Below are 22,570 nucleotides of genomic sequence, written 5' to 3' on the forward strand. Positions count from 1 at the left end.
GGCAATGCGTATGCTCCGGCCGGTACCTAGTTTTGCAGCACTCATGCCCATTCGTTTCTCGTTCCTCTCGGCCCCATGGCCTGCCCGCTGGCGGGTGCTGGCCGTGTTGGCACTCTACGCCGCTTATCTGCCCCTGAGCGGCTACACAGTTAACCAGTTCCGCTTCGATGCGGCTGAATACTGGGAGTTGTCGCTGAAATTCACGCAGAGCGGCGGGTTTTCGCTTCTGGCTTTTGATACTCCGCTGCGAGGCTACCTGGGGCCGCTGCTGGTGCTGCCGGCGCGGCTGCTGTGCCACTTCACGGGCTGGTCGATGCTCACCGGGGCGCGGGTGTTGGGGGCGGGCTGGGCGGCGATACTGTTCGGCGTGGCTGTGCCGCAGCTATGGGCGCAAGCCACGGGCCGCGCCCTGAGCGGCGGCCGCTGGCTGGTGCTGCTCGGGCTCACGTTGATTTTCTGGCGCGACTATTTCAACTTTACCCTCAGTGATGTGCCCGCGCTGGCATTGCTGCTGCTAGGCCTGGCGGCCCTGTCGCGGCGCGGCTGGGGTTGGGCCGCAGTAGCCGGCTTGATGCTGGCGGCGGCCATTAATATCCGGCCCATTTACCTGGCCAGTGCGCCGGGCATGCTATGGCTGTTGCTGCGAAAGTCTCAGCCGGGCTCCGGCTCCCGCCCGGTACTCTGGCGGCGTGGGGTGGGGCTGGCGGTCGGGCTGACACTGCTGTGGCTGCCGCAGCTGCTCATCAACCTGCGGCATTTTCAAACCCCGACCCCGCTGGTGCTAGCCCGGCTGCCCGGCACCGCGCCGCTCTATTTGATGCAGCTGACTTGGGGTACCGCTTTCCAACGCTACGAATCTAGTCTGGTGCCGGAAATTCCCCGTTCGCTGGTTTACGCCGATTCCGCCGGGCAGTATGCCCTGCTAGGTGAGCCCGGCCACCGATTTAACAGCTACGGACAGTACGTGCAGTTTGCGCTGCACCAGCCGGTTGCCAGCAGCGGGCGCTACCTCCGCCACCTGTTCAACGGCTTGGATATTCGCTTCCCAACGCCCTATCCCCGGCAGCTACACCCGCCGGGGCAGGCGTCGTTGCGGCTGCTGAACTATGCGCTGCTGGGCTTAGGCACATGGCTGGCTTTATCCACATGGCTGAAAAACCGCCGGGCGACGTGGAAGCCCGTGGCAGTGGGCACGCTTCTGGCATTGCTACTGCCGTGCCTGCTGGTGCTGCCCACGCTCATGGAGTGCCGGTTTCTGCTGCCGCTGCATCTGCTGGTGCTCACGGTGGTTGCGGGTACGTGGCAGCCGGGTGCATGGTGGCTTGGGTCCGGCACTCCTGTGCGTCGGATTGCCTTTACTGTGGTTGCCGTCGGCTGGCTATGGGGCTGCTGGCAATTATCCGAAGCCACCGCCGGGCAACTGCGCCCGCCGAGTGAGGCACCGCAGGAATAATAGCCTCTCGCATCAACATTAAAAAGGCCCCGTCAGCTTTCGCTAACGGGGCCTTTCAATTATCATAATTCAGTCTTACACCTTGGCGTAGGTCACTTCCTTCACGGCCTTCACCACGCGGGCCACGTTGGGCAGCGAGGCTTCGATGAGGGTGGGGGCGTAGGGCAGGGGCACGTCGGCGCAGGTGATGCGGATGACGGGCGCGTCGAGATAATCGAAGGCGCGGCGCTGCACGATGTAGGCCAGCTCGCCCGAGATGCTGGCCAGCGGCCAGGCCTCTTCGATAACCACCATGCGGTTAGTTTTCTTCACCGAGGTGATGAGCGTGTCGTAGTCAATCGGGCGCACCGAGCGCAGGTCGATTACTTCGGCTTCGATGCCTTCTTTGAGCAATTCGTCAGCGGCAGCGTAGGCGATTTTCATCATTTTGCCGAAGCTCACGAGCGTGACGTGCTTGCCCTGGCGCACGATGTTGGCTTTGCCGATTTCGAGCAGGTACTCTTCTTCGGGCACTTCGCCCTTGTCGCCGTACATCAGCTCCGACTCCATGAAAATCACCGGGTCGGGGTCGCGGATGGCTGATTTCAGCAGGCCCTTGGCATCGTAGGGGTTCGAGGGAATCACTACTTTCAGGCCGGGGGTGTTGGCAAACCAGTTCTCGAAGTTCTGCGAGTGCTGGCTGCTGAGCATGCCGGCATTGCCTGTGGGGCCACGGAACACGATGGGGCAGGAGTACTGTCCGCCCGACATCGAATAGAGCTTGGCGGCCGAGTTAATTACCTGGTCGATAGCCACCAACGAGAAATTGAAGGTCATGAACTCGATGATGGGAATCAGCCCGTTAGCAGCCGCGCCTACGCCGATGCCGGCAAAGCCCAGCTCGGCAATCGGGGTGTCAATCACGCGCTCAGGGCCGAACTCGTCGAGCATGCCCTGGCTTACTTTGTAGGCGCCGTTGTACTCGGCCACTTCTTCGCCCATGAGGAACACCCGCGGGTCGCGGCGCATTTCCTCGGACAGGGCCTCGCGCAAGGCCTCACGGAATTGAATTTGACGCATGGTTTTCTTTAGGGTAAAGCCGGTTTTCAGCCGTTTGGCAAAGCTACGACAGGCACGGGCGTTGGGCCAAAGCTAATTGGCGCTTACTTGAGGGCATCGCGAAATACCTTGCCCTGCGCGTAATCCTGAAACTCCAGGTCCTCCACGGCGCGCTGGGCGTAGGCACGGTCGAGGGCCACGGCCTGCTTGAGGAAGGTGCCCACGGCGGCTTCGTTTTTCTGGCGGGCGGCTACTACGGCAAAGCCATAAATGGGCGCGGCGGCCGTGGGGCGCAGGGTTTGGGCCAGCTGGTACTGTTCCTTGGCCAGCTCGTAGTGCTCGCGGCCTACTTCGATGAGGGCGCGATTGAGGGCGTTCTGGTAGCTGGGACCGGCGTATTGCAGGCTGCGCAGCGCCTCGTCGGGTTGGCCGACTTCGATTTCCAGCGCGGCGCGGTCGGAGAAAATTTTGCGCAGCAGCGGGCGCGGGCCGCCCAGCTTGATGGCGTAGTCGTAGTTCTGGAGGGCTTCGAGGCGGTCGCCGGCGCGGTGGTAGGCGGTGGCGGCGTGGTAGAAGAACTCGGCCGTGGGGTTGCGATGGGCGGCCAGCGTGAAGTTGACGGCCGCGCGGCGGTAGTAGGCCTTCTGGATTTTATCGGTGGGCTCTTTTTCGGCGCGCATCAGCAGCACCACACCCAGGTTGTGGAAGGCTTCCCAGCTGTTGGTATTGGCGGCTGAGACTTCGTAGATGCGTTGTTTTTCAGCTAATAAAGGCGTGAGGGTAGCGGAATAGCGCAGCTCCTCGGGGGTGAGGGCATCGGTTTCGATTTGTTTCTCGACAATCTTTTTTGAGAGCAGATACACTTCCGAATCGTAGCGCTTGGGGGCGGTGTAGGTGACGGCCACGGTGCCGAAACGCAGCACGGGGTAGATATACTGCTCGATGTAATCGAAGGAAGAAAGCCGGTGCAGGGCCTTTTCCTTCTGCTCGAAAGTGCCCTTGGTGTCGTTGATTAGGGTGACGACGGAGTCAATCTGGTCGGCTTTCAGGGCCGAGGTCGTGACTTTTTGCAGGAAGGTGTCCCACTTGCGCACGTAGGCCAGTGTGTCGTAGCGAATTTCCTCGTTCTTATTGAGATAAGAGAAGTTTTTCACGCGCTGCTTGTAGTAGTAGAGCAGCATCCGAACGCGTTTACTGGCCAGCAAGCGGTTGTGGGCGTCGGTGGAGTCGGGCGAGTGGCCCGCGATGATGAGCACCTGCCGGGTGTGCTGGTTGGCGTCAATCAGGTCTTCGAGGGCGGCCACGTTAGTGCCCAGGTAGCCCCGGATAAACCACTTGTCCTCATCGAAGAAGAAGGGCAGGACGCGGGTGCCGCTCATGTTGTTGCTGGCGCGCTCGGGCAGTAGCGCCAGGGCAGTGTCTTCGCGCACCACCAGGCGGGCGGGGTCGGCAATGCCGCGGGCCACGCGCACGTCGGCGGGGGCGCGGAGGATTTTGCCGTTCTTTTTCAGCTCGCGCACCTGGGCGTGGGCCAGCAGCTCACCGGGATTGCGGCCGGGCGTGTTGGGCAGGGTAAATTTTTGAGTGGCGAGGAGTTGGCCCTTGTGCTCGTCGTCGTACACGAAGTTGCCCGACGTGAAGGTGATGCGGCCGAGGGTGTCTTCGCGCAGGCCGTGCTCGTAGCGGTAGCGCAGCAGCAGCTCGTAGGCCACGCCTTTGTGCAGGTGTTGGGCGGGCACGCGGGCTTCCACGGCGAAGGGAACGGCCTCGCCCGAGGCCGTGAGCACGGCGGGGCGGGCCACCACGGTGCGCCCGGCTTCGGCCTGCTTCAGCACCCGGGGCAGGGTGCAGGCCGAGAAAAATACGGTGGCTGCCAGCAGCCCGTGGGCCACTGGCCGCAAATAATTACGCATTAAAACACCTGAGGTGGGAAAACAAAAACCGCCCTTTCTAACGTAGAAGCCCCAAAATTAGTCGGCTTCCGAGGGGCGAAATTACACCGGGCGGGTTGCCCTTGCCTGGTGAGTGCCTTATCTTAGCCCAGAGAAACTGTTTTTGGCCAGCCCTTATTTCCCATGAAACGCTTCACCGACTACCTCGAAACGCAGTCCTTTGGCCTGTGCTCGGCCCTGGCGCAGAAGTGGGGCTTCAGCACCCGCAGCGTCCGGCTGTCGTTCGTGTATGCCTCGTTTTTCACGTTTGGCTCGCCCATCGTGCTTTATTTCGCTGGGGCGTTTTGGATGAATGTGCGGCGCGCCATGCGCCAGCAGCGCAGCACCGTTTGGGATTTGTAAATGGCATCTGTCATTGCGAGTGGAGCGCAGCGGAACGCGGCAATCTGTCCTCTCTTGGCAACAAGCTTTAATTATGTGAAAAGCCCCGGCTCTGGATTAGAGTCGGGGCTTTTTTATGTCGGGGCTTTTTTATAAGGTTCGTCACATCTCAGGGCTAGTCGCATCGGGAGGACGGATTGCCGCGTTCCGCTGCGCTCTACTCGCAATGACAGACTTCTTTATTTCAGCCCTAACTCGCTGAACTTGCGCTTGCCTTTTCCAAAATACGCCCACACCAAGCTGCCATCATACACCCCAGCGCGGTCTCGCACCCGCAGGTGCGGCCGGGCGGCCCGACGCTTCTTCTGCCAGTAGCCAAAGCTGCCATAGAAGCTGAAATGCGCCCGTAGCACGGCCCAGAAATTCCCCAATTGCCCGCTCAGTAAAAATCGCAAGCCCGCCACGCCATCTAGGACGAGGCGCTGGAACATGGGGCCGTACAACTCGCCGGGCGCGGCGTTTTTGTAAAGCAAAGCCAAGCCGTTGCGGAAGTTCAAATACGTTTTGCGGGGGTTGGTTTTGTGCAGAGTGCCGCCGCCGACGTGCTGCACAGCGCTGCCACCGTGGTACCAGACTTCGTGGCCGGCATTCTGCAGCCGCCAGCAGAAGTCGATTTCCTCCATGTGCGCAAAAAAGGCCGGTTCTAGTCCGCCAAGGGCTTGCCAAGCAGTGCGCCGCACCATGAGGCAGGCCCCGGTAGCCCAAGCCACGGGGCGTGGGTCGTCATACTGGCCGAGGTCTTTTTCGAGGGTGTCGAAGAGGCGACCGCGGCAGAAGGGGTAGGCTAAGCGGTCGAGGTAGCCGCCGCCGGCTCCCGCGTACTCAAATGACGTAGGGTCGATTTGGGACAGGATTTTGGGCTGCACGGCGGCAATGCGCGGGTTGGCTTCGAGCAGGCCGCGCAACGGGCGCAGCCAGCCCAGCGTGACTTCTACATCGGAATTCAGCAGCACGAAAAACGGGCTGTCGACTTGCGCTAATGCCTGGTTGTAGCCTTCGCAGAAGCCCCAGTTGCGGTCGAGCAAGAGTAGCTCCACGGTCGGAAAGTCTCGGGCCAGCAGCTCCACCGAGTTGTCGGTGGAGGCGTTATCGGCCACGATTACGCGCGCGCCGTCGGCGTGGGCGACCACGCCGGGGAGGAAGCGGTGCAGGAATTTCGCGCCGTTCCAGTTCAGGATGACGATGGCCACGTCGGCGCAGGCGCCGGCCGGGGCCGCAGTGTTAGGCCCCAAAACCGCTCAAATCGAGGCCGGGTACGTTGGGCATCAGGCCGCTGGTTTTGCGCTGGAGCTCCTGGCGGGCCAGTTCGGCGGCTTCGTCGAGGGCCTTGTTCACGGCGGCTACCACGAGGTCAGCCAGCATGTCACGGTCCTGCGGGGTGAGGAGGGTTTCGTCGATTTCGAGCTTGAGGATTTTGCGGTGGCCGTTGGCCGTGGCGCGCACCATGCCGCCGCCGGCTTCGCCCGTGGCGGTGATGTGCTGGATTTCCTGCTGGGCCTGCTGCATCTTGTCTTGCAGCTCTTTCACTTTGCCCATCATGCCGGTGATGTCGAATGCCATATTGCTAGTTGTCAGTTATTAGTTGTCCGTTGTCAGTGAACAGGAAGAAGGCCAAAAAGGATGCCTCACAGCGTCGGTATTGACTGAAATTCCCCGCAAAGGTGGCGGTGGGGCGTGGTTTTATTTCAGAATGGTAACCGAGCCCGTGGCTGAGAATGGCTGGCCGTCCTCGTTATTCTGCTGAAAGCGCCACACATACGCGCCCAGCACCGGGGCGTGGCCTCTGATGGTGCCGTCCCAGGTTTCGCTGCGCTGGGTACCGCGAAAAACCTCCTGACCGTTGCGGTCCACCACCACGAAGGTGTAGTTGTTCAGGTACTTGCCCTTTACTTCGAGTACGTCGTTCAGGCCGTCGCCATTGGGCGTGAAGGCGGTGGGAATGGTGAGCGTTAGCTGCCGCGTGAGGCTGGCCAGGTTGGAATAGCTGAACGTGCCGGTCGGCAAACCTGCCCCACTGATTTGCAGGCGGTAGCGCAGCACCTGGCGGTCGGTGGGCGGGGTGAGGTCGGTATACGTATTGCCCGTCATGGCTACGGTGCTCAGTATGGAGCCATCGGCGGCGAGACGCTGGAGGGTGTAGGTGGCCGGAATAGCGGGGTCGGGGCCGGTGAAGGCCGTCCAGGTGAGGGCGGTGGTGCTGCCGTCGGCATCGGCGGCGCTGGCCGAGAGGATGGCCGGGCAGGTGGCCGGGCTGGCGGGCGAGATGTTGCCGCAGAAATCCACGAGGCGCACCGAGTAGCAGGGCGGGCTGGCTTTGAGGGTAGCCAGGTCGGTGGAATCGCGGGGCGCACGTAGCGAGGCGACGGGTTTGCCGAAATCGGTCGGTGCGCCGCTGCCAGCCGTACGGCTGTAGTGCAGTGAACTGCCAGCGGGCAGGGTGGGCGTGGCCAGCGTCGGCGTCAGCACCACCACATTATTAAGGTTGAAGCTGGCCACCAGGCGGGGCTGTGGCGGCGGCAGTTTTGATACCGTGCGGATGGCAAAGGGATTGGAAATAGCCACCCCGCCGCCCGGCTGCGTGGCCGTTACCACATAGGTGTAGCGGATGCCGCATTGCACGTCGGCATCCTCGAAGCCATCGCCTGTGCGGGTGAGTGTGTTGATGGCCGTGCCGTTGCGGGTGACGGTGTAGGCGGTGCCGGGGCGGAAGCCGTTGGCATCGTCCAGCACCAGCTGGTTGAGGTTGCTGGCCGATGCGCCGGTTAGGCTCAGCGTGCCGATTTCGAACGAGGCGTCCGGGCTGCCGCCGCAATAGTCGGCGCGGGCAATGCGGTAGCGGCCTTTCACCGTGCCGGGCACAGGGAAGGGGGGGCTGCCCGGCGGCACGTTCACGTGGGGCACCACGTCCTGAAAGCCGGTGCCGGTTTCAACCTGCAGGGTGTAGCGGTAGCCGGCCGGCAGGTTGCCCACGGCCAGCGTGGCCGTGCCGCTGGGCAGTGGGGCACTGAGCGTGAGGCTGGTGAGAGTTGGTTTTACGGCCGGAGCCAATGTGCCTACGGGCTGGGTGGCGGTTCGTTCGCACACGTTATTATCCTTGTAACGGCCCGTGACGGTGACGGAAGTAGCGCCCATTAAGGGCACAAACAGCGGCTGGTTATACGCAATGGGCTGGCTCGTGCCCGTGCCAGCCTGCACCTCATATCTGTTGTAAGTAGAATCGGTGACGGTGACCAAGGCCGCGCCGCCGGGGCAGGGCGCTACCGTGAAGACGGGCAGCGGGGTATCGTAAACCTTGAAGTTGCGGATGTAATACGTGTCTTTTCCCACTTCATTTGCCAGTTCCGAAACTGTAACCGGCCCGGCTGCCGTGGGCGTGTAGGTATAGGGCAGATAATTGGTTGGAAAGCAACGCGGATTTGCGTTGATGTATGTCGCATCTGTTCCTGGCAGGACGCCATAGCTTAGCTTGTCTAACGGAATATTGCGGCCGGGGCATTGTTCAAACCGAACTGGCCTTCCCACGCAAAATGCATCAACATAGCTGTTGCTAATTATATCGACGGCCCGAAACGTGCAACTCAACTGAACCTGGTTGGGGCGGGCACAGGGGTTCGTCTGTGCCTGGGCCAAGGTGCTCCAAAGGCAAAGAAGAAAAAAGCAGCGGTTCACCAACTTCATAAGCTGTACTCGTAACAAGACGTGCGGCATTGCTTGGGCCGCATGAACTCCTGACCGCAAACCTTATCAAAAGGTGCCGCAATCGGTGGCATTACGCCGAAACAGCCCGCTTTATTGCCAGTCAAACTTACGGACGAAGGCGGCGGCTTTGTGCAAATCCGGGTACAGTACCCGGTCGCGCACCACGAATTTTACTTCCTGCCCGAAGGCTTCCACTACGCGCTCCAGCGCCTCGGAGGTGCGGCCGGGGCGGCGGAAGGCCAGCGCCTGTACGGCCGTAAGCAGTTCGATGCCCAGCACCTGCTCCACGTTTTCGATGACGCGGCGGGCCTTGGTGGCGGCGTTGGCACCCATGCTCACGTGGTCTTCCTGGCCGTTGCTGCTCACGATGCTGTCGACCGAGGCGGGGGTGCAAAGCTGCTTGTTCTGGCTCACGATGCCGGCGGCGGTGTACTGCGGAATCATCAGGCCGGAGTTCAGGCCGGGCTCGGCCACCAAGTAAGTAGGCAGGCCGCGCTGGCCGGAAATGAGCTGGTAGGTGCGGCGCTCCGAGATGCTGCCCAGCTCGGCCATGGCAATGGCGAGGTGGTCGAGGGCCAGGGCCAGGGGCTGGCCGTGGAAGTTGCCGCCGCTCAGAATCAGGTCTTCGTCGGGGAAGATGTTGGGGTTGTCGGTGACGGAGTTGCACTCGGTTTCGACCACCTGGGCCACGTAGGCCAGGGCATCGCGTGAGGCCCCGTGCACCTGCGGCTGGCAGCGGAAGGAGTAGGGGTCCTGCACGGCCAGGCGGGGCTGGGTTTGCAGCTCGGAGCCGGCCAGCAGCTCGCGCAGGCGCTTGGCCACCAGCACCTGCCCCGCGTGGGGCCGGATGCGGTGCAGGTTCTCATTAAATGGATGCGTGCAGCCGCCAAACGCTTCGGTGGAAAGTGCCCCGATGACATCGGCCGCGGCCGCCAGGCGCTGGGCGCGTAGCACGCCATCCACAGCGTAGGCCAGCATAAACTGGGTGCCGTTGAGCAGGGCCAGGCCTTCCTTGGCTTGCAGGGTCAGTGGCTCCCAGCTGAAGAGGCTCATGGCGTCTTCGGCGCTGAGGCGGTAGCCCTGGTAATTGACTTCGCCCAACCCTAAAAGTGGCAGGCAGAGGTGGGCCAGCGGGGCCAAATCGCCGGAGGCTCCGAGACTGCCCTGCTCGTACACCACGGGCAGCATTTCGCGGTTGTACATGGCCACAAGGCGCTCGGCGGTAGTCACCTGCACGCCGCTGTGGCCGTAGCTCAGGCTCTGGGCCTTGAGGAAAAGCATGAGGCGTACAAGGTTTTGCGGAACTTCGGCCCCGGTGCCGCAGGCGTGCGACATCATCAAATTTACCTGCAATTGGGTGCGCTCCTGGGGGGCAATGCCCACATTATACAAGGAGCCGAAGCCGGTATTGATGCCGTAAATCGGCTGGTCGTCGTGGGCCAGACGCTCGTGGAGGTAGGTGTGGCAGGCGGCAATCTGGGCCTTAGCGTCGGTGCCGAGCTCGACGGGGCGGCTGTCGGCCAGCAGGGCAGCCAGCGCGGCCAGGGTGAGGGGCTGCGCGGGCGAAATGGTGTGGGTGGGCATTAAAAAGGGGCGGGTGGTGAAGTTGGGGGCAACAAAGAACGAAAAAAACTCCCCTCCTTACCAAGGAGGGGATGTTCGAGCCAACGGCTCGGACGGGGGTGGTTGTGGCGTTGAATGCTATTGGAACGAACTGCCAACGGCGCGCAAGCCCTAACCACCCCCGTTTCAGCTTCGCTGAAACATCCCCTCCTTGGTAAGGAGGGGAGTTTGTTGTTCAATACAATTCCTGATTACTCCACCGTCAGCGCCGCCACTACTTCGCCCAGCGGCAGCACGCGCTCCACGCCGGAGGCCATGATTTTCACCTTGGCCACGCCGGCCGCGATTTCCTCCGGGCCGAGCACGATGACCAGCGGAATGCCCTTGGCATCGGCGTACTTGAACTGCTTTTGCAGCTTGCTCACGTCGGGGTATAACTCGCTGGGGATGCCGGCGGCGCGCAGTTGCGCCAGCAGCGGCAGGGCGGCCCGGCCGCTGGCCACGTCGAAGTGCGTGATGAGGCAGCGGGTGGGAGTCTCAGCCGTCATCGTGAACAAATCCAGCGCCTCTAGGCAGTCGTACAGCCGGTCCACGCCAAACGAGAAGCCCACGCCCGACACGCCCGGCAGCCCGAAGGAGCCGGTGAGGTTGTCGTAGCGCCCGCCGCCGCTCACGCTGCCCATCTGCACGTTGTTGATTTTGACTTCGAAAATGCAGCCCGTGTAGTAGGAGAGGCCCCGCGCCAGGGTGGGGTCGAATTCGAGCCGGTCGAACTGCCGGAAACCGGAGGCCACCAGCAGGTCGCGCACCTCGGCCAGTTCCGTCAGGCCCCGGTAGCTGGCGGTTATTTCATCGGTTGCGGCCGAGTCTTCGGCCGCCGTGGGGCGAGTGCCGTCGGGCTCCACGCCAGCCGTCACGAAGCCGGCCAGCAGGCGCTGGAGCTTCTCCTCGTAGCTGCCATCCACCCCGAGCAGGGCAAACAGCGTGTCAATGGTCGGCTCGGTAAAGCCGCGTTCCAGCAGCTCCTTGGTCACGCCGTCGCGCCCGATTTTATCGAGCTTATCAATCGCCACGAACAAATCCGTCTCCCGTCCTTCGCCGCCCAGCGCCTGGTGAATGTTGCGCAGCACGCCCCGGTGGTTGATTTTGATGGTGAAATCGTGCAGGCCGAGGCCGTCCAGCACCTGGGCCATCATGAGCACGATTTCGGCTTCGCAGAGCAGCGAGTCGGTGCCCACCACGTCGGCATCGCACTGGTAAAACTCGCGGTAGCGGCCGCGCTGGGGACGGTCGGCGCGCCACACGGGCTGCATCTGGTAGCGCTTGAAGGGGAAGGTGAGGGTGCCCCGGTTCATGGCCACGTAGCGGGCGAAGGGCACGGTGAGGTCGTAGCGCAGGCCTTTTTCGGCCACTTTGGGCAGCAGGGCTTTCGAGCCGGTAGCCAAATCTTCAGCCGTCACGTCCTTGGCAAAATCGCCGGAGTTCAGCACCTTGAACAGGAGCTGGTCGCCCTCGTCGCCGTACTTGCCGGTGAGGACGGAGAGGTTTTCCAGCGTCGGCGTTTCGAGCGGCGCAAAGCCAAACGACTCGAACGTGCGGCGGATAACGTTGAAAATGTGTTGGCGGCGCGCCACCTGCGCGGGGCCAAAGTCGCGGGTGCCCTTGGGAATACTCGGTTTTTGCATAACGGGGCAAAGGTAGTTGGGCCCCGCCGATGGCCCACGGATGGCGCGGGCCTGCGGCCCGTGCCGACTATTGGCAGGCTTCCAGCCTGCAATCGTTGAACAAAACCCAAACGGCGCGGGCACCCGCGGGCCTGGAGGCCCGCCAATAGCCGGCACGGGCCGCAGGCCCGCGCCATCCGTTTCCTCACCCAGTACAAAAAAGCCGCTTCCCTCGCAGCGGAGGAAAGCGGCTTACGTAATGCCAACCTAGTTCTTTTATGCCTTGGCTACTTTCGCGGCCCGTACGGGCTTCTTGCGCTCGCTCTCGCGGATGCCACCGCACTGCTCGTACTCGCTGCTGTCTTTGGTCAATTTCTGGCCCACGCCCGTGAGCAAGGCACTCGATTTCTTGGCCAGCACTTTTTCCGACGCGTCCAGGGTATTCTTGAGCGCGTCGAGGGTTCTGCGGGCCTCGTTGTAGTTGCTGAGGTTGGTTTTCACGGTGTCCATCTGTTCCTGATAGGATTTCATGGTGTGGCCGTTGCCCAAATCGAGCTTGCCGTCGGGGTCGATGGCTTTGAGGCCATTCATGCGTTTGGTCGCGGCGGCCAGCTCAGCCGATTCGCGTTGGATAGAAGCCATGTTGTGGAAATTTTGGTAAAGAAGTAGATGAAGAATTCGTGCCTGATTGGCCCGGCCAAACTACGGGAAATAATTGAATTTCAGGCGTGAAATCAGCCGTATTGCGTGTGGAAATATTCGATGCCAGTGCCGGAGAAGAAATTGCCGAATCCGAGAAAGACTTAACTAGTACCAGCAACTCTTTTACCAACGCTGAATAAGACTTGACCAGCATTAGTAAAGGCTTTTCCGGTAGTAGAAAAGACTTATTCAAGGCTGGCAAAGCCTTTACTGACAGTGAAAAACCTTTAACCAATGCTGGATAAGTCTTTTCCACTACCAGAAAAGCCTTTACTAATGCTGAAATAAAAGTTAGTAGCTCACCGGAAGAAGCAAAAAGCCGCTCCAGATGCACTGGAACGGCTTTGCGGTGTCTCCTTGGGCTGCGGGGTGACTTAGAAGCGCTTCACGCCAAGGACTTTGAGTACCGTGTAATGCAATTGAGGATTGCCAAAACTGCCTTGGAACGTGGTATCAGTACGTAGCCGAATGCTTAAATAGTCATTGGGCCTCACGTCGACAAGGCCCTGATGGAATTCCTCTAGCCACGCCGTATCGGCCATTTTTGCGGGAATAGTGTGGTTTTTCAATACCAACTCCCACATGGCTTCGCCCATAAAATCGGGCCGTTTGATTCTAACCAGATACTCGTTTTCGGACGTTTCAGTATTCGTCGCAAGCAAAGCCCGGAGGTTCGAGGTATCAAAGTTGGGATTGATGCGGGCATTTCCGAATTGCGAACGGTAGTCGGCGTAATCGTTAGAACGTAGGAGCGCGGCGGCCCGAACAATGTCCTCAATCAATCCCACAAGTTTGATGGATGGAATCTGGCCCGGCACCATTAAGGGGTTGAATGTTTCGGTGGGAGCCATCGATTCTAGAGAGATGCGCAGGTTTTCGATTTCCTGTGCGTCGGTAAAGCTCTCTTTCCCTTCCAATAGCTTTAATAGGTTATACTTCGCTTTTAGCAAAAAATGGCCGACCAGTTTTTTCCAGTCGAAGTTCTTGATAGCTTCGTCGGGGATGCCGCGCAATAAAATAGCCAGCTTTGACCGGATGGAACCTGCTTCTACATCGTCCAGAATCAACTCGGCGTGCAGCTCGGGAAGAATAGATTGCGCTAGTAATTCATCGAATTTGGTAAAGGCAGTCACCAAATCTGCAATGGCCTTAAACACCCGTTGCGGGGTTTGGCTTTGCCGCTCAAACTGGACATACAATTCAAATTCAGCGACGACTACTTCCATTTTATAAATGCTGAGTAATTCCTGAAATCACACCCTTCATCTCAGTGATAATGGTGCAACGCATTATACAATGAGCCGCGAAGTAACGGAGCTTATTATGTAATAAACTGCGGCATTTATTTTAATATCATTCAAAACACAAAACCCCGCCGCCGGAGAACCGACGACGGGGTTTTTCGCAGAAAGAAGAAGGTGAGAAAAGCGGGGTGGCAATGGGTGGTAAAAGGAGGTTAACCTCAGCCGCCGAAGCCGCCACCGCCCTGGGGCGCGGCCTCGATGCGGCCCGGCTTGGCCTTGCTGGCCCCGATGTACCAGGTGAAGCCCAGCCAGCCCACGCGGGTTTCGTCCTTGCTGTAGCGGGTGCTGCTCAGGGCATCGGTGGCGATTTCGGTGCGGTACACGTTGGTGTTGAAGAGGTCGGAAACGCGCAGGGTGAGGGCGGCGCGGTCGGAGAAGAGGCGCTGGCGCAGGGCCAAATCGACCTGCCCCCAGGCCAGCTGCCGGCCCTGGGCCGTGAGCGAGGCCGAGCGCACGTTGCCGCTCAGCTGCATTTCCAGGGTGGGGCGGATGGTGAAGTTGTTGGCGAGGCGGGCGCTGCCCACCAAGGCCGTGCGGTTGTTGGCGATGCCGTTGCCGGCAATCTGGGCGCGGTAGAGGCTGGTGCTGGCAGTCACGCGCCACCACTTGGCCAGGGGCTGGTTGAGGCTGAACTCGGCCCCGAGGTTGGTGGTGGTACCCAGGTTGTCGTAGGTTTCGGCGGTCACGAGGCCCGCGCCGGCCCCGGCCAGGCGGGTAGCCGTGGTGTCGATGAAGCGCAGGCGCTGGATGGAATTGGTGGTGATGCGGGCAAACAAGGTGCTGGTGATGGTGGCCTGCCCGATGGTGAGCTGGTGACCCAGCTCAATGTTGTTGCTGAACTCGGCCTGCAAGCGCGGGTTGCCGAGGCGGTAGCTGCGCGGGTCCTGGTAGATGGCCAGCGGCAGCTGCTGCATGAAGTTGGGGCGGTTGAGGCGGCGGGCGTAGCTCAGCTGCAGGCGGTTCTGGCCGGCTTCCTTGCCAAAGTCCCGGCTGATGAGGGCCGACGGGAAGAAGCTGAGGTAGTCCTGGCTGAGGCTGCCGCGCTGGGCAATGCCCTCGCCGCCCTGGATGGAGCCGGACAGGTAAGTGTATTCGGAGCGCAGGCCGGCCTGGGCGTTCCACTTCTTGCCGAAGCTGTGCTGGGCGGTCACGTAAGCGGCGGGCACCACCTGCTGCGAGGTGTAGGTGAGCGAGCGGGTAGGGTCGTTGCGGAAGTCGTCGGGGCGGGCTTCGCTGGTGGCATAGCCGAAGCTGTTGCTGCCGTCGTTGGCCTGGCGCTCTACTTTAGCCCCCATTTCGAGGCGGCCTTTGCCGTCGGCCAGGGGGTGGGTGTAGTCCACCTGCCCGTACTGCACGTTGGCCAGCAGCTCCAGCAGCTGCCGGGTGCCGGGCTGCGGCACGCCCACCGAGCCGGCTTCGGCGTACTGCCGCTGCACCACCGGCACGTTGGCGTCAATCACCACGCCGCCGAAGTTGGCGCTCAGCTCGCGGCCCTTGTGGGCTTCCCAGGTGCGGCGGTAGTTGCTGTTGAAGTTCAGGACTTTCACTTTCACGTCGAGGTCCTGCCGGCCCCGGGCGCGCTGCACGGCGTCGGCGTTGGTTTGCTGGCCCAGCTCCTGGCTTTCGCCTTCGATGTTGCGCTCGGTGCTGCCGTTCACGCTCAGGCCCAGGGTCTGGCTTTTGGGCAATTCCAGGTCCACGCCGGCCCGTAGCGAGTGGTTGCGGTGGATTTCGTCGCCCACGCTTACCTGCGTGGTGCGCACGGTTTCGCCGGGGCCCAGCAGGGCGGTTTGCTCGGCGTGGCCGTGGCTGCCGTAGGTCACGTCGCGGCCGTCGTAGCCGGCGGTCCAGGTGGCTTTGCCCACCTTGCGGCTCAGGCTGAGGTTGCCGCTGTATTTGTCGGCGGTGCCCAGGTTGATGGCGGCCGTGCCATTGGTGCCGGTCTTGGTTTCTTTCTTGGTGATGAGGTTGATAACCCCGCCGCCGCCGGCCGCGTCGTACTTGGCCGAGGGGTTGGTAATCACCTCAATCTGGGCAATGCGCGAGGCCGGAATCTGGTCGAGGCGCTGGCCGCCGCCACCGCCGCCGTTGCTCACGCCCGCCGGCTTGCCATCAATGAGGATGGTGATGTTGGAAGTGCCGCGCATCGAAACCGTGCCGTTCACGTCCACGCTCACCGAGGGCACATTCTGGAGCACGTTGGCCGCCGTGCCGCCCACGCTGCCCAGGTCCTTCTCCACGTTGATGACGCGCTTGCCCAGCTCTTCCACCACGGCCGCTTTCTGGCCCGTCACCACCACTTCACTCAGCTTGGTAGCCTTGGCCGCGCTCATCTTCAGGCCCGATAATTCGACCGAAGGCGCGGCAGCTGTAAGGGTAAAGCGGCGGCGCAGCACGCCGTAGTTCAAGTCCTGCACCCGCAGCAAGTAAGTGCCCAGCGGCAGCGCAGCCGCTTTAAAAGTGCCCTGCTCCGTGGTCTGGGCCACCGCCACAAAGGTGGAATCGGCCGAGCGCAGCAGCAGCACATCGGAGAAGGGCACGGCCTGGCCGGAGCCAGCCTCCACCAGGCTGCCGCTCACGCGGCCGGGGCCAGCGGTTTGGGCCATAGCCGCCCCAATGGGCAGGAACATCATCGTAGCCGAAGCGAGCAGCAGGCGGCCAAAGCAGAAACCAGTGAGTGGCGTGAAAAAGGTTTTCATGGTGCAGCGAAAAAGATGAGGTCGGGCGAGGGGCGGCTCAGGTCCGGCAGCGGCCGCGGTTCCGCTGGGGAGGTGAGGGGTCCGGGGCCCGAATCCCCGGTGAGTGAGAAGCCGCGCCGGGTAGCGGGCCGTCTTTGGTACGCGCTGACGGCAGCTACTGGGCGTTGTATGGAACAAATGTAAAGCAGGTACTTTGTAACGCAAGGTACTGGTTAAATAAATTTCTGTTAAGCAAAGCTTTTGAGATTGTTACCAGTTGAAATTCAGATTATAAGCGCCAGAAAAATAATTTTGGCGTAGGGGCCTCGGAAGGCGTGGCGGAGGAATGGGGTTCGAAGCGTTAGATGCCGGGTTGCATCCGGCGGTTGCCTGAGTTATTTAAAATCGACTCAAGAGCAAAAAAAAAGCCCCGCCTAACAGGGCGGGGCTTTCAGTGCAACAGTAAAATGCACGTCATGCAGAGCGCAGCGAAGCATCTTTACTGCGCAACTAATTGATTTTACTATTGAGGTAAAGATGCTTCGCTACGCTCTGCATGACCCTCTTGTATCCAAACACTACTTCCGTTTCAGCGGGGGCCGGGGCTTGGCTTTGGGCTGTTTGATGGGGTCGGTGACCTGCTGGCCGTTGCGGTAGGTCACGGTGCGGTCCACGGTGGTGCCATCTTCCTTGTAATAAGTCCACACGCCGCTTTGGCGGCTGTTGCGGTACAGGCCGTTCACGGCCACCGTTCCATTCTCGCGGTATTCTTTAAACGGCCCCTGAATCTGGCTGCGCACGTAGGTGGTTTCCTTGCGCAGCTTGCCCGAGGCAAAGTATTCCTGCCCCACACCGCCCAGAAAGCCGTTCAGATACGTCTGCTTGGTCTGCACCTGGCCATTCTCGAAATAAGTAATCCGGTCGCCCACCAGGCGGCCGCTGGGGCCGTAGGTTTCCTGTTTGCGCACGGCCTTGCCGTCGGGGTAATAGTCGCGCCAGGTGCCGGCGGGGCGGTTGTTCTTGTACTGCTCTTCGGCCTGCACCACGGCGGGCGCGGCGTCCTGGTAGCGCGTGATTTTGCGGTCGCGGCCGTTGTTGCTATAGTCGGTTTCCTCGTGCAGGTGGCCGTTTTCAAAGTATTCCAGGCCATGGCCCGTGGGGATGCCGTTGCGGTACGTCAGCTTGCTCTTGATTTGGCCACTCTCGTAGTAGCTGGTGGCGGGGCCGTCGAGGTTGCTGGTGCCAGTGGGCGGGGCCACGCGCTTGGTCAGGTCGTCGCCAAGCTGGTTTTTCACGGGGCGCTGCACCAGCGGAGCGGGTGCGTAGGTGCTCTCCGTCTGGAGCTTGCCGCTCTGGTAGTAGCTGCGGTAGCGGCCCCGGCCGTTCTTATCGGCCAGCACTTCCACCTCAATCTGCCCGTTCGGATAATACGTTTTGTAGGGACCCGACAGCAGCCCGCGCGTGAAGCTGCCCTCGCTCTGCACCGCGCCGTTGGGGTAGTAGAATTTCACCGCGCCGTTGGGCTGGCCGTTCTCATAGTTCACCTCGGCCTGGGTTTTGCCGTCAGGGTACACGGCTTTCAGCGGCCCGTTGGGCTGGCCCTTCACCAAAGTGGTTTTCAGGCGGATGGAACCATCGGGATGGTAATAGGTCAAGTCGCCGTTGGGCTCATCGTCCACAAAAAAGCCGGCCTGCGCCACTTTCCCATCATCATAGTAGGTTTTGAAAGGCCCCTGCCGGACGCCATCCTGATAAGTAGCCTCCAGCCGCCGCGTGCCGCTGGGATGAAACTCCACGTAGGCCGAATCGCGCTTGCCCTGCCGGAAGCTGGTCTGCTGCTCCAGTTTGCCGTTGCGGTAAAAACGCTTGTAGCTGCCCTGCGGCACAGTATCGGCCGCCACCAAGGCCGTATAAACCTCGCGCTTGGTCGTTTTCAGCGAGTCGTAGTAGGTGATGAATCGTTTCAGCCGCTGCCCATGCGAGGGGAGGGCCAGCAGCAACAAACAAAAAGGCAACAAATATTTCATAGGCGAAAGAACGCAGGAATTGCTATTTCCGTGCGGAAGGGCTTCTTGCTAAAATTCGGGCCAAAAAAAGCCCCGCCGGTTTCAAACGGCGGGGCTTTCGGAATTTAATTATCGAAAAGGCTACAGCGCCTCCACCACAATGGCGCTGGCACCGCCACCACCGTTGCAGATGCCCGTGACTCCAATTTTGCCGCCCTCGTTCTTGAGCACGTTCATCAGCGTGGTCACGATGCGCGCGCCCGAAGCTCCCAGCGGGTGGCCCAGGCTCACGGCTCCGCCGTACTTGTTCACCTTGCCGCCGTCCAGGTTCAGCAGCTTATTGTTGGCTAGACTCACCACCGAGAAAGCCTCGTTGATTTCGTAGAAATCCACGTCAGCGGCCGTCTTACCGGCGTTTTTCAGTGCCTTCGGAATAGCCAGCGAGGGCGAAGTGGTGAACCACTCCGGAGCCTGCTCAGCATCGGCGAAGCCCAGAATGCGGCCGATGGGCGTGAGGCCCAGCGCGTCGGCTTTCTCGCGGCTCATCAGCAGCACGGCGGCCGCGCCGTCGTTCAGCGTCGAGGCGTTGGCGGCCGTCACGGTGCCGCCTTCTTTAATGAAAGCGGGTTTCAGGGTGGGGAATTTGGCGAAATCTGCTTTCAGGTATTCCTCATCATCCTCAATCACCGTGGTTTTGCCGCGGCTCTCGATGGTGACGGGCACAATTTCGTCTTTCTTTTTGCCGGCCTTAGCAGCGGCGGCGCTGCGGGTGTAGCTCTCGATGGCGAAGGCATCCTGCTGCTCGCGGGTAATTCCCATTTCCTTGGCCGTGTGCTCGGCCGCGTTGCCCATGGCGTAGTCGTTGTACGGGTCCCACAGGCCGTCGCGTACCAGGCCGTCAATCATCTGGCCGTGACCATATTTCGCACCGAAACGAGCCTTGTCGAGGTAGTAGGGCACGTTGCTCATGCTCTCCATGCCGCCGGCCAGCACCACGTCCGACTGTCCCAGCATGATGCTCTGGGCGGCCATCATAATGGCTTTCGAGCCCGAAGCGCACACTTTGTTCACGGTCGTGCATTCCACGGAGTCGGGTAGGCCGGCTTTCTTGGCGGCCTGGCGGGCCGGAGCCTGGCCCAAATTGGCCGAAATCACGTTGCCCATAATCACCTGGTTTACCTCCGAGCCGGCCACGCCGGCCTTGTCGAGCGCGCCCTTGAGTGCAATAGCGCCCAACTCAGTAGCCGACAGCGAAGCGAGGGACCCGCCAAATGAGCCAATCGGCGTGCGAACGGCCGAGATGATGACAACTTCTTTAATCTGCATAATCAGGAAAATGAAAGGGTTGGGGTGGGATGGTGAATCAGGCCGCAAAAGTACGGATTTCAAACGCACCGGCCGGCAGTTTGCCTAACAGTCGTTAGCCGTGGCGAGTTGCGATGATGAATGACTTCCCAGAATAACGATATAAAACCTACCACGTCGGTTTATCGGGGTCGGGCTTCTGCATAGTCGGCCGCGTAAGCTGCTGCAAATACTGCTGCTCCTGCGCCCGCAGCGTTTCCAGCAGCTGTCGGGCCTGGGCCGGACTCAGGTTCATGGCTTGCAGGCGCTCGCGCTGGGTTTGCAGGCTGAGGTCGGCAGCCGTAGCGGCATCTGTGCCGGGTCGGTTGCTCCTGCCGCCCGCTGCCGAGCCGGCCGTAGCACTGTTGCGGTCCAGACCGCGCTGGGTGCCGGGTGCGTTGCCGCTGGCCACGGGCTGCGCCGGTCCGGTGCCGGGAGTCCGGCCACCATTGGCGGCGTTGCCGGGGCTTACGGCAGGACGTTGGTTATCCGGCTGGCCCGCCGCGTCGGGTCGGCTGGACTGGGGCGCGGTCGGGGAGGGCGGGGCCGTCTTGTTATCATCGACTTCGCCCTTGCGGTCAGTGCCCGCCTTTTCACCCGGCTTATTTTTCTCCATTGATTTCTTATCGTTCGAGTCTTTGGGCTTGCCAGGAGCTGGCGCTTTGGACGGGGCCGAAATCTGCGGGCTGTTGGGCCGGCGGGCCAGGTAGTCGCTCACGGCTTCAAAGTCGAACCGCGCCCCAGCATTAGTAGGGTCGAGCAGCAGCGCCTGCCGCAGCAGGCTCAGCGCCTGCGCCAACTCGCCCCGCTGCGCCGCCAGCACAGCCAGCTGTTGCCGCGCAATGCTGCCCAGCCGCGCCGGTGTGCCCGCCAGCAAGCGCCCATAAGTAGCCTGCGCGGCCTCTGGCTGGTTGGCCAGCACCTGCGCATGAGCCAGATTAAGCACTAGGCGCGGGTCCGGGCTTTTCTGGCGTTGGGCCGCCAGCGCCGCCGCAAAAGCCCGGGCCGCCCGCGAGGCATTACCCCGGGTGTACGCGGCCGTCGCGTCGGCCACGGCCACGTTGCGGTCGCGCACGCCCGTCAGCAGGTGCCACGCCGGGCCGCCCAGCATTAGCAGTAGTAGCACCGCGTATTTCATGGCCGGATAACGGTGATGGTGAGCGCCACATCCAGCGCCAGCAGCAGCAGCGCCGCCGCCAGCGGGTAGCGGTAACGGTTATCGGCCACAGCCACGGTGCGTACCTGCTCGGCAGTGCCCTGCATGGCCCGTAGCGAGCGCAGCAACGGCCCAAACCCGTTCTGCTGGTTGGTCAACTCCACGTATTGCCCGCCGGTTTGGGCCGCCAGCTGCAGCAGCGGAGCTTCGCGCAGACGGGTTTGCACGGCCCGGCCCTTTCCATCTACCACAAAGCTGCCGTTGGCCTTCGGAATTTTGGACCCCACCGCCGTGCCCACCCCAACTGTATATATCCGCGCCCCGGTGCGGCCCAGGGCGCGCAGCGTGGGCTCCAGGTTTTCGCCAAAGTCCTCGCCATCACTCACCACCACCAGAGCCGTGGCGCGGGGTGGGGCAGGGCTGCCGGTACTGGGGGCCACCGTCAGGCGGCTCAACAGCAATTCCAGCGGCGCTTGCAGCGTGGTGGGGCCGGCCGGCAGCAGGCTGGTGCGCAGCGTGGCAATAAAAGTTTGCACGGCCGCTTGGTCATACGTGAGCGGGCATTGCACCACCGCCTCCGCCCCAAACACCACCAGCCCCAGCCGGTCGGCCGGGAACTGCACCACCAAGTCTTGCAATTCCGCCTGGGCGCGCAGCAGGCGGGTAGGGGCCACATCGGTAGCATCCATCGAGCGCGACACATCCACCAGCAGCCACACGTCTTTGCCGGCCGTGCGCACGGGCCGCTGGCTCACGCCCAGCGACGGCCCCAGCACGGCCGCCAGCAGCAGGCCACCCGCCACGATGCGCAGCACGGCCTTCCAGCCGCGGTGGTGCGGCCGGCTGCCCAGCAGATGCGCCAGCCGGCCGCCCCGCCGCCAGTGCCATACCAGCAGGCCCAGCATCAGGCCCAGCGCCAGCGCCGCTACTATAAAATCAGGATAAGCCCAGGTCAGCACGTTCGGTCAGAATGAGCACCAATATTACTACGCCTGGCCGGGCTACCCATTTTTTTGCATTAGTTGACAGGCGCAAATCAGCACTTCAAACGCTTGATTTAGTTAGCAGATAGGCCCGCGCGGAACCCTTCGTTTTTTAACAGCGCAGATATTTTTTTCGGCAAAAGCATGGCTCTTTCAGTTCGGCCCGTATATTTGCACCCGCTTCAGACGGAAGCGAACAACAGCCGGAGAAGTGGGTGAGTGGCTGAAACCAGTAGTTTGCTAAACTGCCGTAGCTCTAAAGGTTACCGGGGGTTCGAATCCCCCCTTCTCCACTATAATGTTGGGTTGCGAAAGCAGCTCGTTGGGGCTCCACCCAATAAGTCGTTTTCTAAACTCAACATTATTTTTTTTCGGGGTGTAGCGTAGCCCGGTATCGCGCCTGGTTTGGGACCAGGAGGTCGTAGGTTCGAATCCTGCCACCCCGACATTTTTTTGCCCCGTTTCGACCCCGTAGCTCAGCTGGATAGAGCAACTACCTTCTAAGTAGTCGGTCTTTGGTTCGAATCCAAACGGGGCCACTGTACAAGGCCCTCCCCCCGCGGGGAGGGCCTTTTGCATTTTCAGGCTGTTGCTTTCAAAACGAAGGGCTACAGTAGTGATAAGCACTCAGCAGCGTGCCTGGCAGA

17 protein-coding genes and 3 tRNA genes are annotated in these 22,570 nt (G+C 61.5%); 5 read left to right on the forward strand and 15 right to left on the reverse strand.

The features are described 5' to 3' along the window. The first annotated feature begins 43 nt into the window (after nt 1-43). A complete protein-coding gene (locus ACYU70_RS01835; RefSeq protein ID WP_460615873.1) occupies nt 44-1,453 on the forward strand; it encodes a hypothetical protein in 1,410 nt (469 codons plus the stop codon). 75 nt (nt 1,454-1,528) lie between these two features. On the opposite strand, the gene ACYU70_RS01840 is transcribed toward ACYU70_RS01835, so the two are convergent. Beyond that, the gene (locus tag ACYU70_RS01840) at nt 1,529-2,512 is read right to left on the reverse strand and encodes a pyruvate dehydrogenase complex E1 component subunit beta (RefSeq protein WP_342297904.1); all 984 of its coding nucleotides are present in this window, start codon (nt 2,510-2,512) and stop codon (nt 1,529-1,531) included. Between the two features lie 83 nt (nt 2,513-2,595). Beyond that, nucleotides 2,596-4,404, reverse strand: a complete 1,809-nt coding sequence (locus ACYU70_RS01845) for a tetratricopeptide repeat protein (protein ID WP_342297903.1) — start codon at nt 4,402-4,404, stop codon at nt 2,596-2,598. A 162-nt stretch (nt 4,405-4,566) separates the two neighbouring features. On the opposite strand from ACYU70_RS01845, the gene ACYU70_RS01850 reads away from it, so the two are divergent. After that, nucleotides 4,567-4,785, forward strand: a complete 219-nt coding sequence (locus tag ACYU70_RS01850; RefSeq protein WP_046242767.1) for a PspC domain-containing protein — start codon at nt 4,567-4,569, stop codon at nt 4,783-4,785. A 218-nt stretch (nt 4,786-5,003) separates the two neighbouring features. Here the strand turns inward: ACYU70_RS01850 and ACYU70_RS01855 are convergent, their stop codons facing one another. From ACYU70_RS01855 to ACYU70_RS01915, 13 genes are all read right to left on the reverse strand, one after another. Further along, nucleotides 5,004-6,056, reverse strand: a complete 1,053-nt coding sequence (locus ACYU70_RS01855) for a glycosyltransferase family 2 protein (RefSeq protein WP_342297899.1) — start codon at nt 6,054-6,056, stop codon at nt 5,004-5,006. Further along, entirely contained in the window at nt 6,046-6,384 is a 339-nt protein-coding gene (locus tag ACYU70_RS01860; RefSeq protein WP_198070429.1) for a YbaB/EbfC family nucleoid-associated protein, read from the reverse strand. Before ACYU70_RS01860 ends, ACYU70_RS01855 begins: the two co-directional genes overlap by 11 nt. Nucleotides 6,385-6,504: 120 nt before the next feature. Then, nucleotides 6,505-8,151, reverse strand: coding sequence for a T9SS type B sorting domain-containing protein (locus ACYU70_RS01865; protein ID WP_342297898.1), 1,647 nt, complete (start codon nt 8,149-8,151; stop codon nt 6,505-6,507). A gap of 462 nt (nt 8,152-8,613) precedes the next feature. Beyond that, entirely contained in the window at nt 8,614-10,107 is a 1,494-nt protein-coding gene (gene hutH / locus ACYU70_RS01870; protein WP_342297897.1) for a histidine ammonia-lyase, read from the reverse strand. 230 nt (nt 10,108-10,337) lie between these two features. Then, on the reverse strand, nt 10,338-11,771 hold the full coding sequence (hisS, locus tag ACYU70_RS01875; RefSeq protein WP_342297896.1) for a histidine--tRNA ligase: 1,434 nt from the start codon (nt 11,769-11,771) through the stop codon (nt 10,338-10,340). 255 nt (nt 11,772-12,026) lie between these two features. Then, on the reverse strand, nt 12,027-12,392 hold the full coding sequence (locus ACYU70_RS01880; protein WP_342297894.1) for a hypothetical protein: 366 nt from the start codon (nt 12,390-12,392) through the stop codon (nt 12,027-12,029). Continuing rightward, nucleotides 12,364-12,708, reverse strand: a complete 345-nt coding sequence (locus ACYU70_RS01885; RefSeq protein ID WP_460615874.1) for a hypothetical protein — start codon at nt 12,706-12,708, stop codon at nt 12,364-12,366. The genes ACYU70_RS01880 and ACYU70_RS01885 overlap by 29 nt, the downstream gene beginning before the upstream one ends. Before the next feature lie 118 nt (nt 12,709-12,826). Continuing rightward, nucleotides 12,827-13,678: a hypothetical protein gene (locus tag ACYU70_RS01890; protein WP_342297890.1), complete on the reverse strand. Its 852-nt coding sequence runs from the start codon at nt 13,676-13,678 to the stop codon at nt 12,827-12,829. 236 nt (nt 13,679-13,914) lie between these two features. Continuing rightward, a complete protein-coding gene (locus tag ACYU70_RS01895) occupies nt 13,915-16,455 on the reverse strand; it encodes a TonB dependent receptor (protein WP_342297888.1) in 2,541 nt (846 codons plus the stop codon). Nucleotides 16,456-17,012: 557 nt separating this feature from the next. Beyond that, nucleotides 17,013-18,461, reverse strand: coding sequence for a toxin-antitoxin system YwqK family antitoxin (locus tag ACYU70_RS01900; RefSeq protein WP_342297886.1), 1,449 nt, complete (start codon nt 18,459-18,461; stop codon nt 17,013-17,015). Nucleotides 18,462-18,581: 120 nt separating this feature from the next. Then, on the reverse strand, nt 18,582-19,766 hold the full coding sequence (locus ACYU70_RS01905) for an acetyl-CoA C-acyltransferase (RefSeq protein ID WP_342297884.1): 1,185 nt from the start codon (nt 19,764-19,766) through the stop codon (nt 18,582-18,584). 148 nt (nt 19,767-19,914) lie between these two features. Continuing rightward, a complete protein-coding gene (locus ACYU70_RS01910) occupies nt 19,915-20,922 on the reverse strand; it encodes a hypothetical protein (protein ID WP_342297882.1) in 1,008 nt (335 codons plus the stop codon). Next, nucleotides 20,919-21,899: a VWA domain-containing protein gene (locus tag ACYU70_RS01915; protein WP_342297880.1), complete on the reverse strand. Its 981-nt coding sequence runs from the start codon at nt 21,897-21,899 to the stop codon at nt 20,919-20,921. The genes ACYU70_RS01910 and ACYU70_RS01915 overlap by 4 nt, the downstream gene beginning before the upstream one ends. Nucleotides 21,900-22,128: 229 nt before the next feature. On the opposite strand from ACYU70_RS01915, the gene ACYU70_RS01920 reads away from it, so the two are divergent. The 3 genes from ACYU70_RS01920 (at nt 22,129) to ACYU70_RS01930 (ending at nt 22,462) form a co-directional block, all read left to right on the forward strand. Then, a tRNA-Ser gene (locus ACYU70_RS01920) sits at nt 22,129-22,216 on the forward strand. A 79-nt stretch (nt 22,217-22,295) separates the two neighbouring features. Next, a tRNA-Pro gene (locus ACYU70_RS01925) sits at nt 22,296-22,369 on the forward strand. A gap of 19 nt (nt 22,370-22,388) precedes the next feature. Then, nucleotides 22,389-22,462, forward strand: a tRNA-Arg gene (locus ACYU70_RS01930). The last annotated feature ends 108 nt before the right edge of the window (nt 22,463-22,570 follow it).

This window comes from Hymenobacter segetis, from assembly GCF_054776495.1.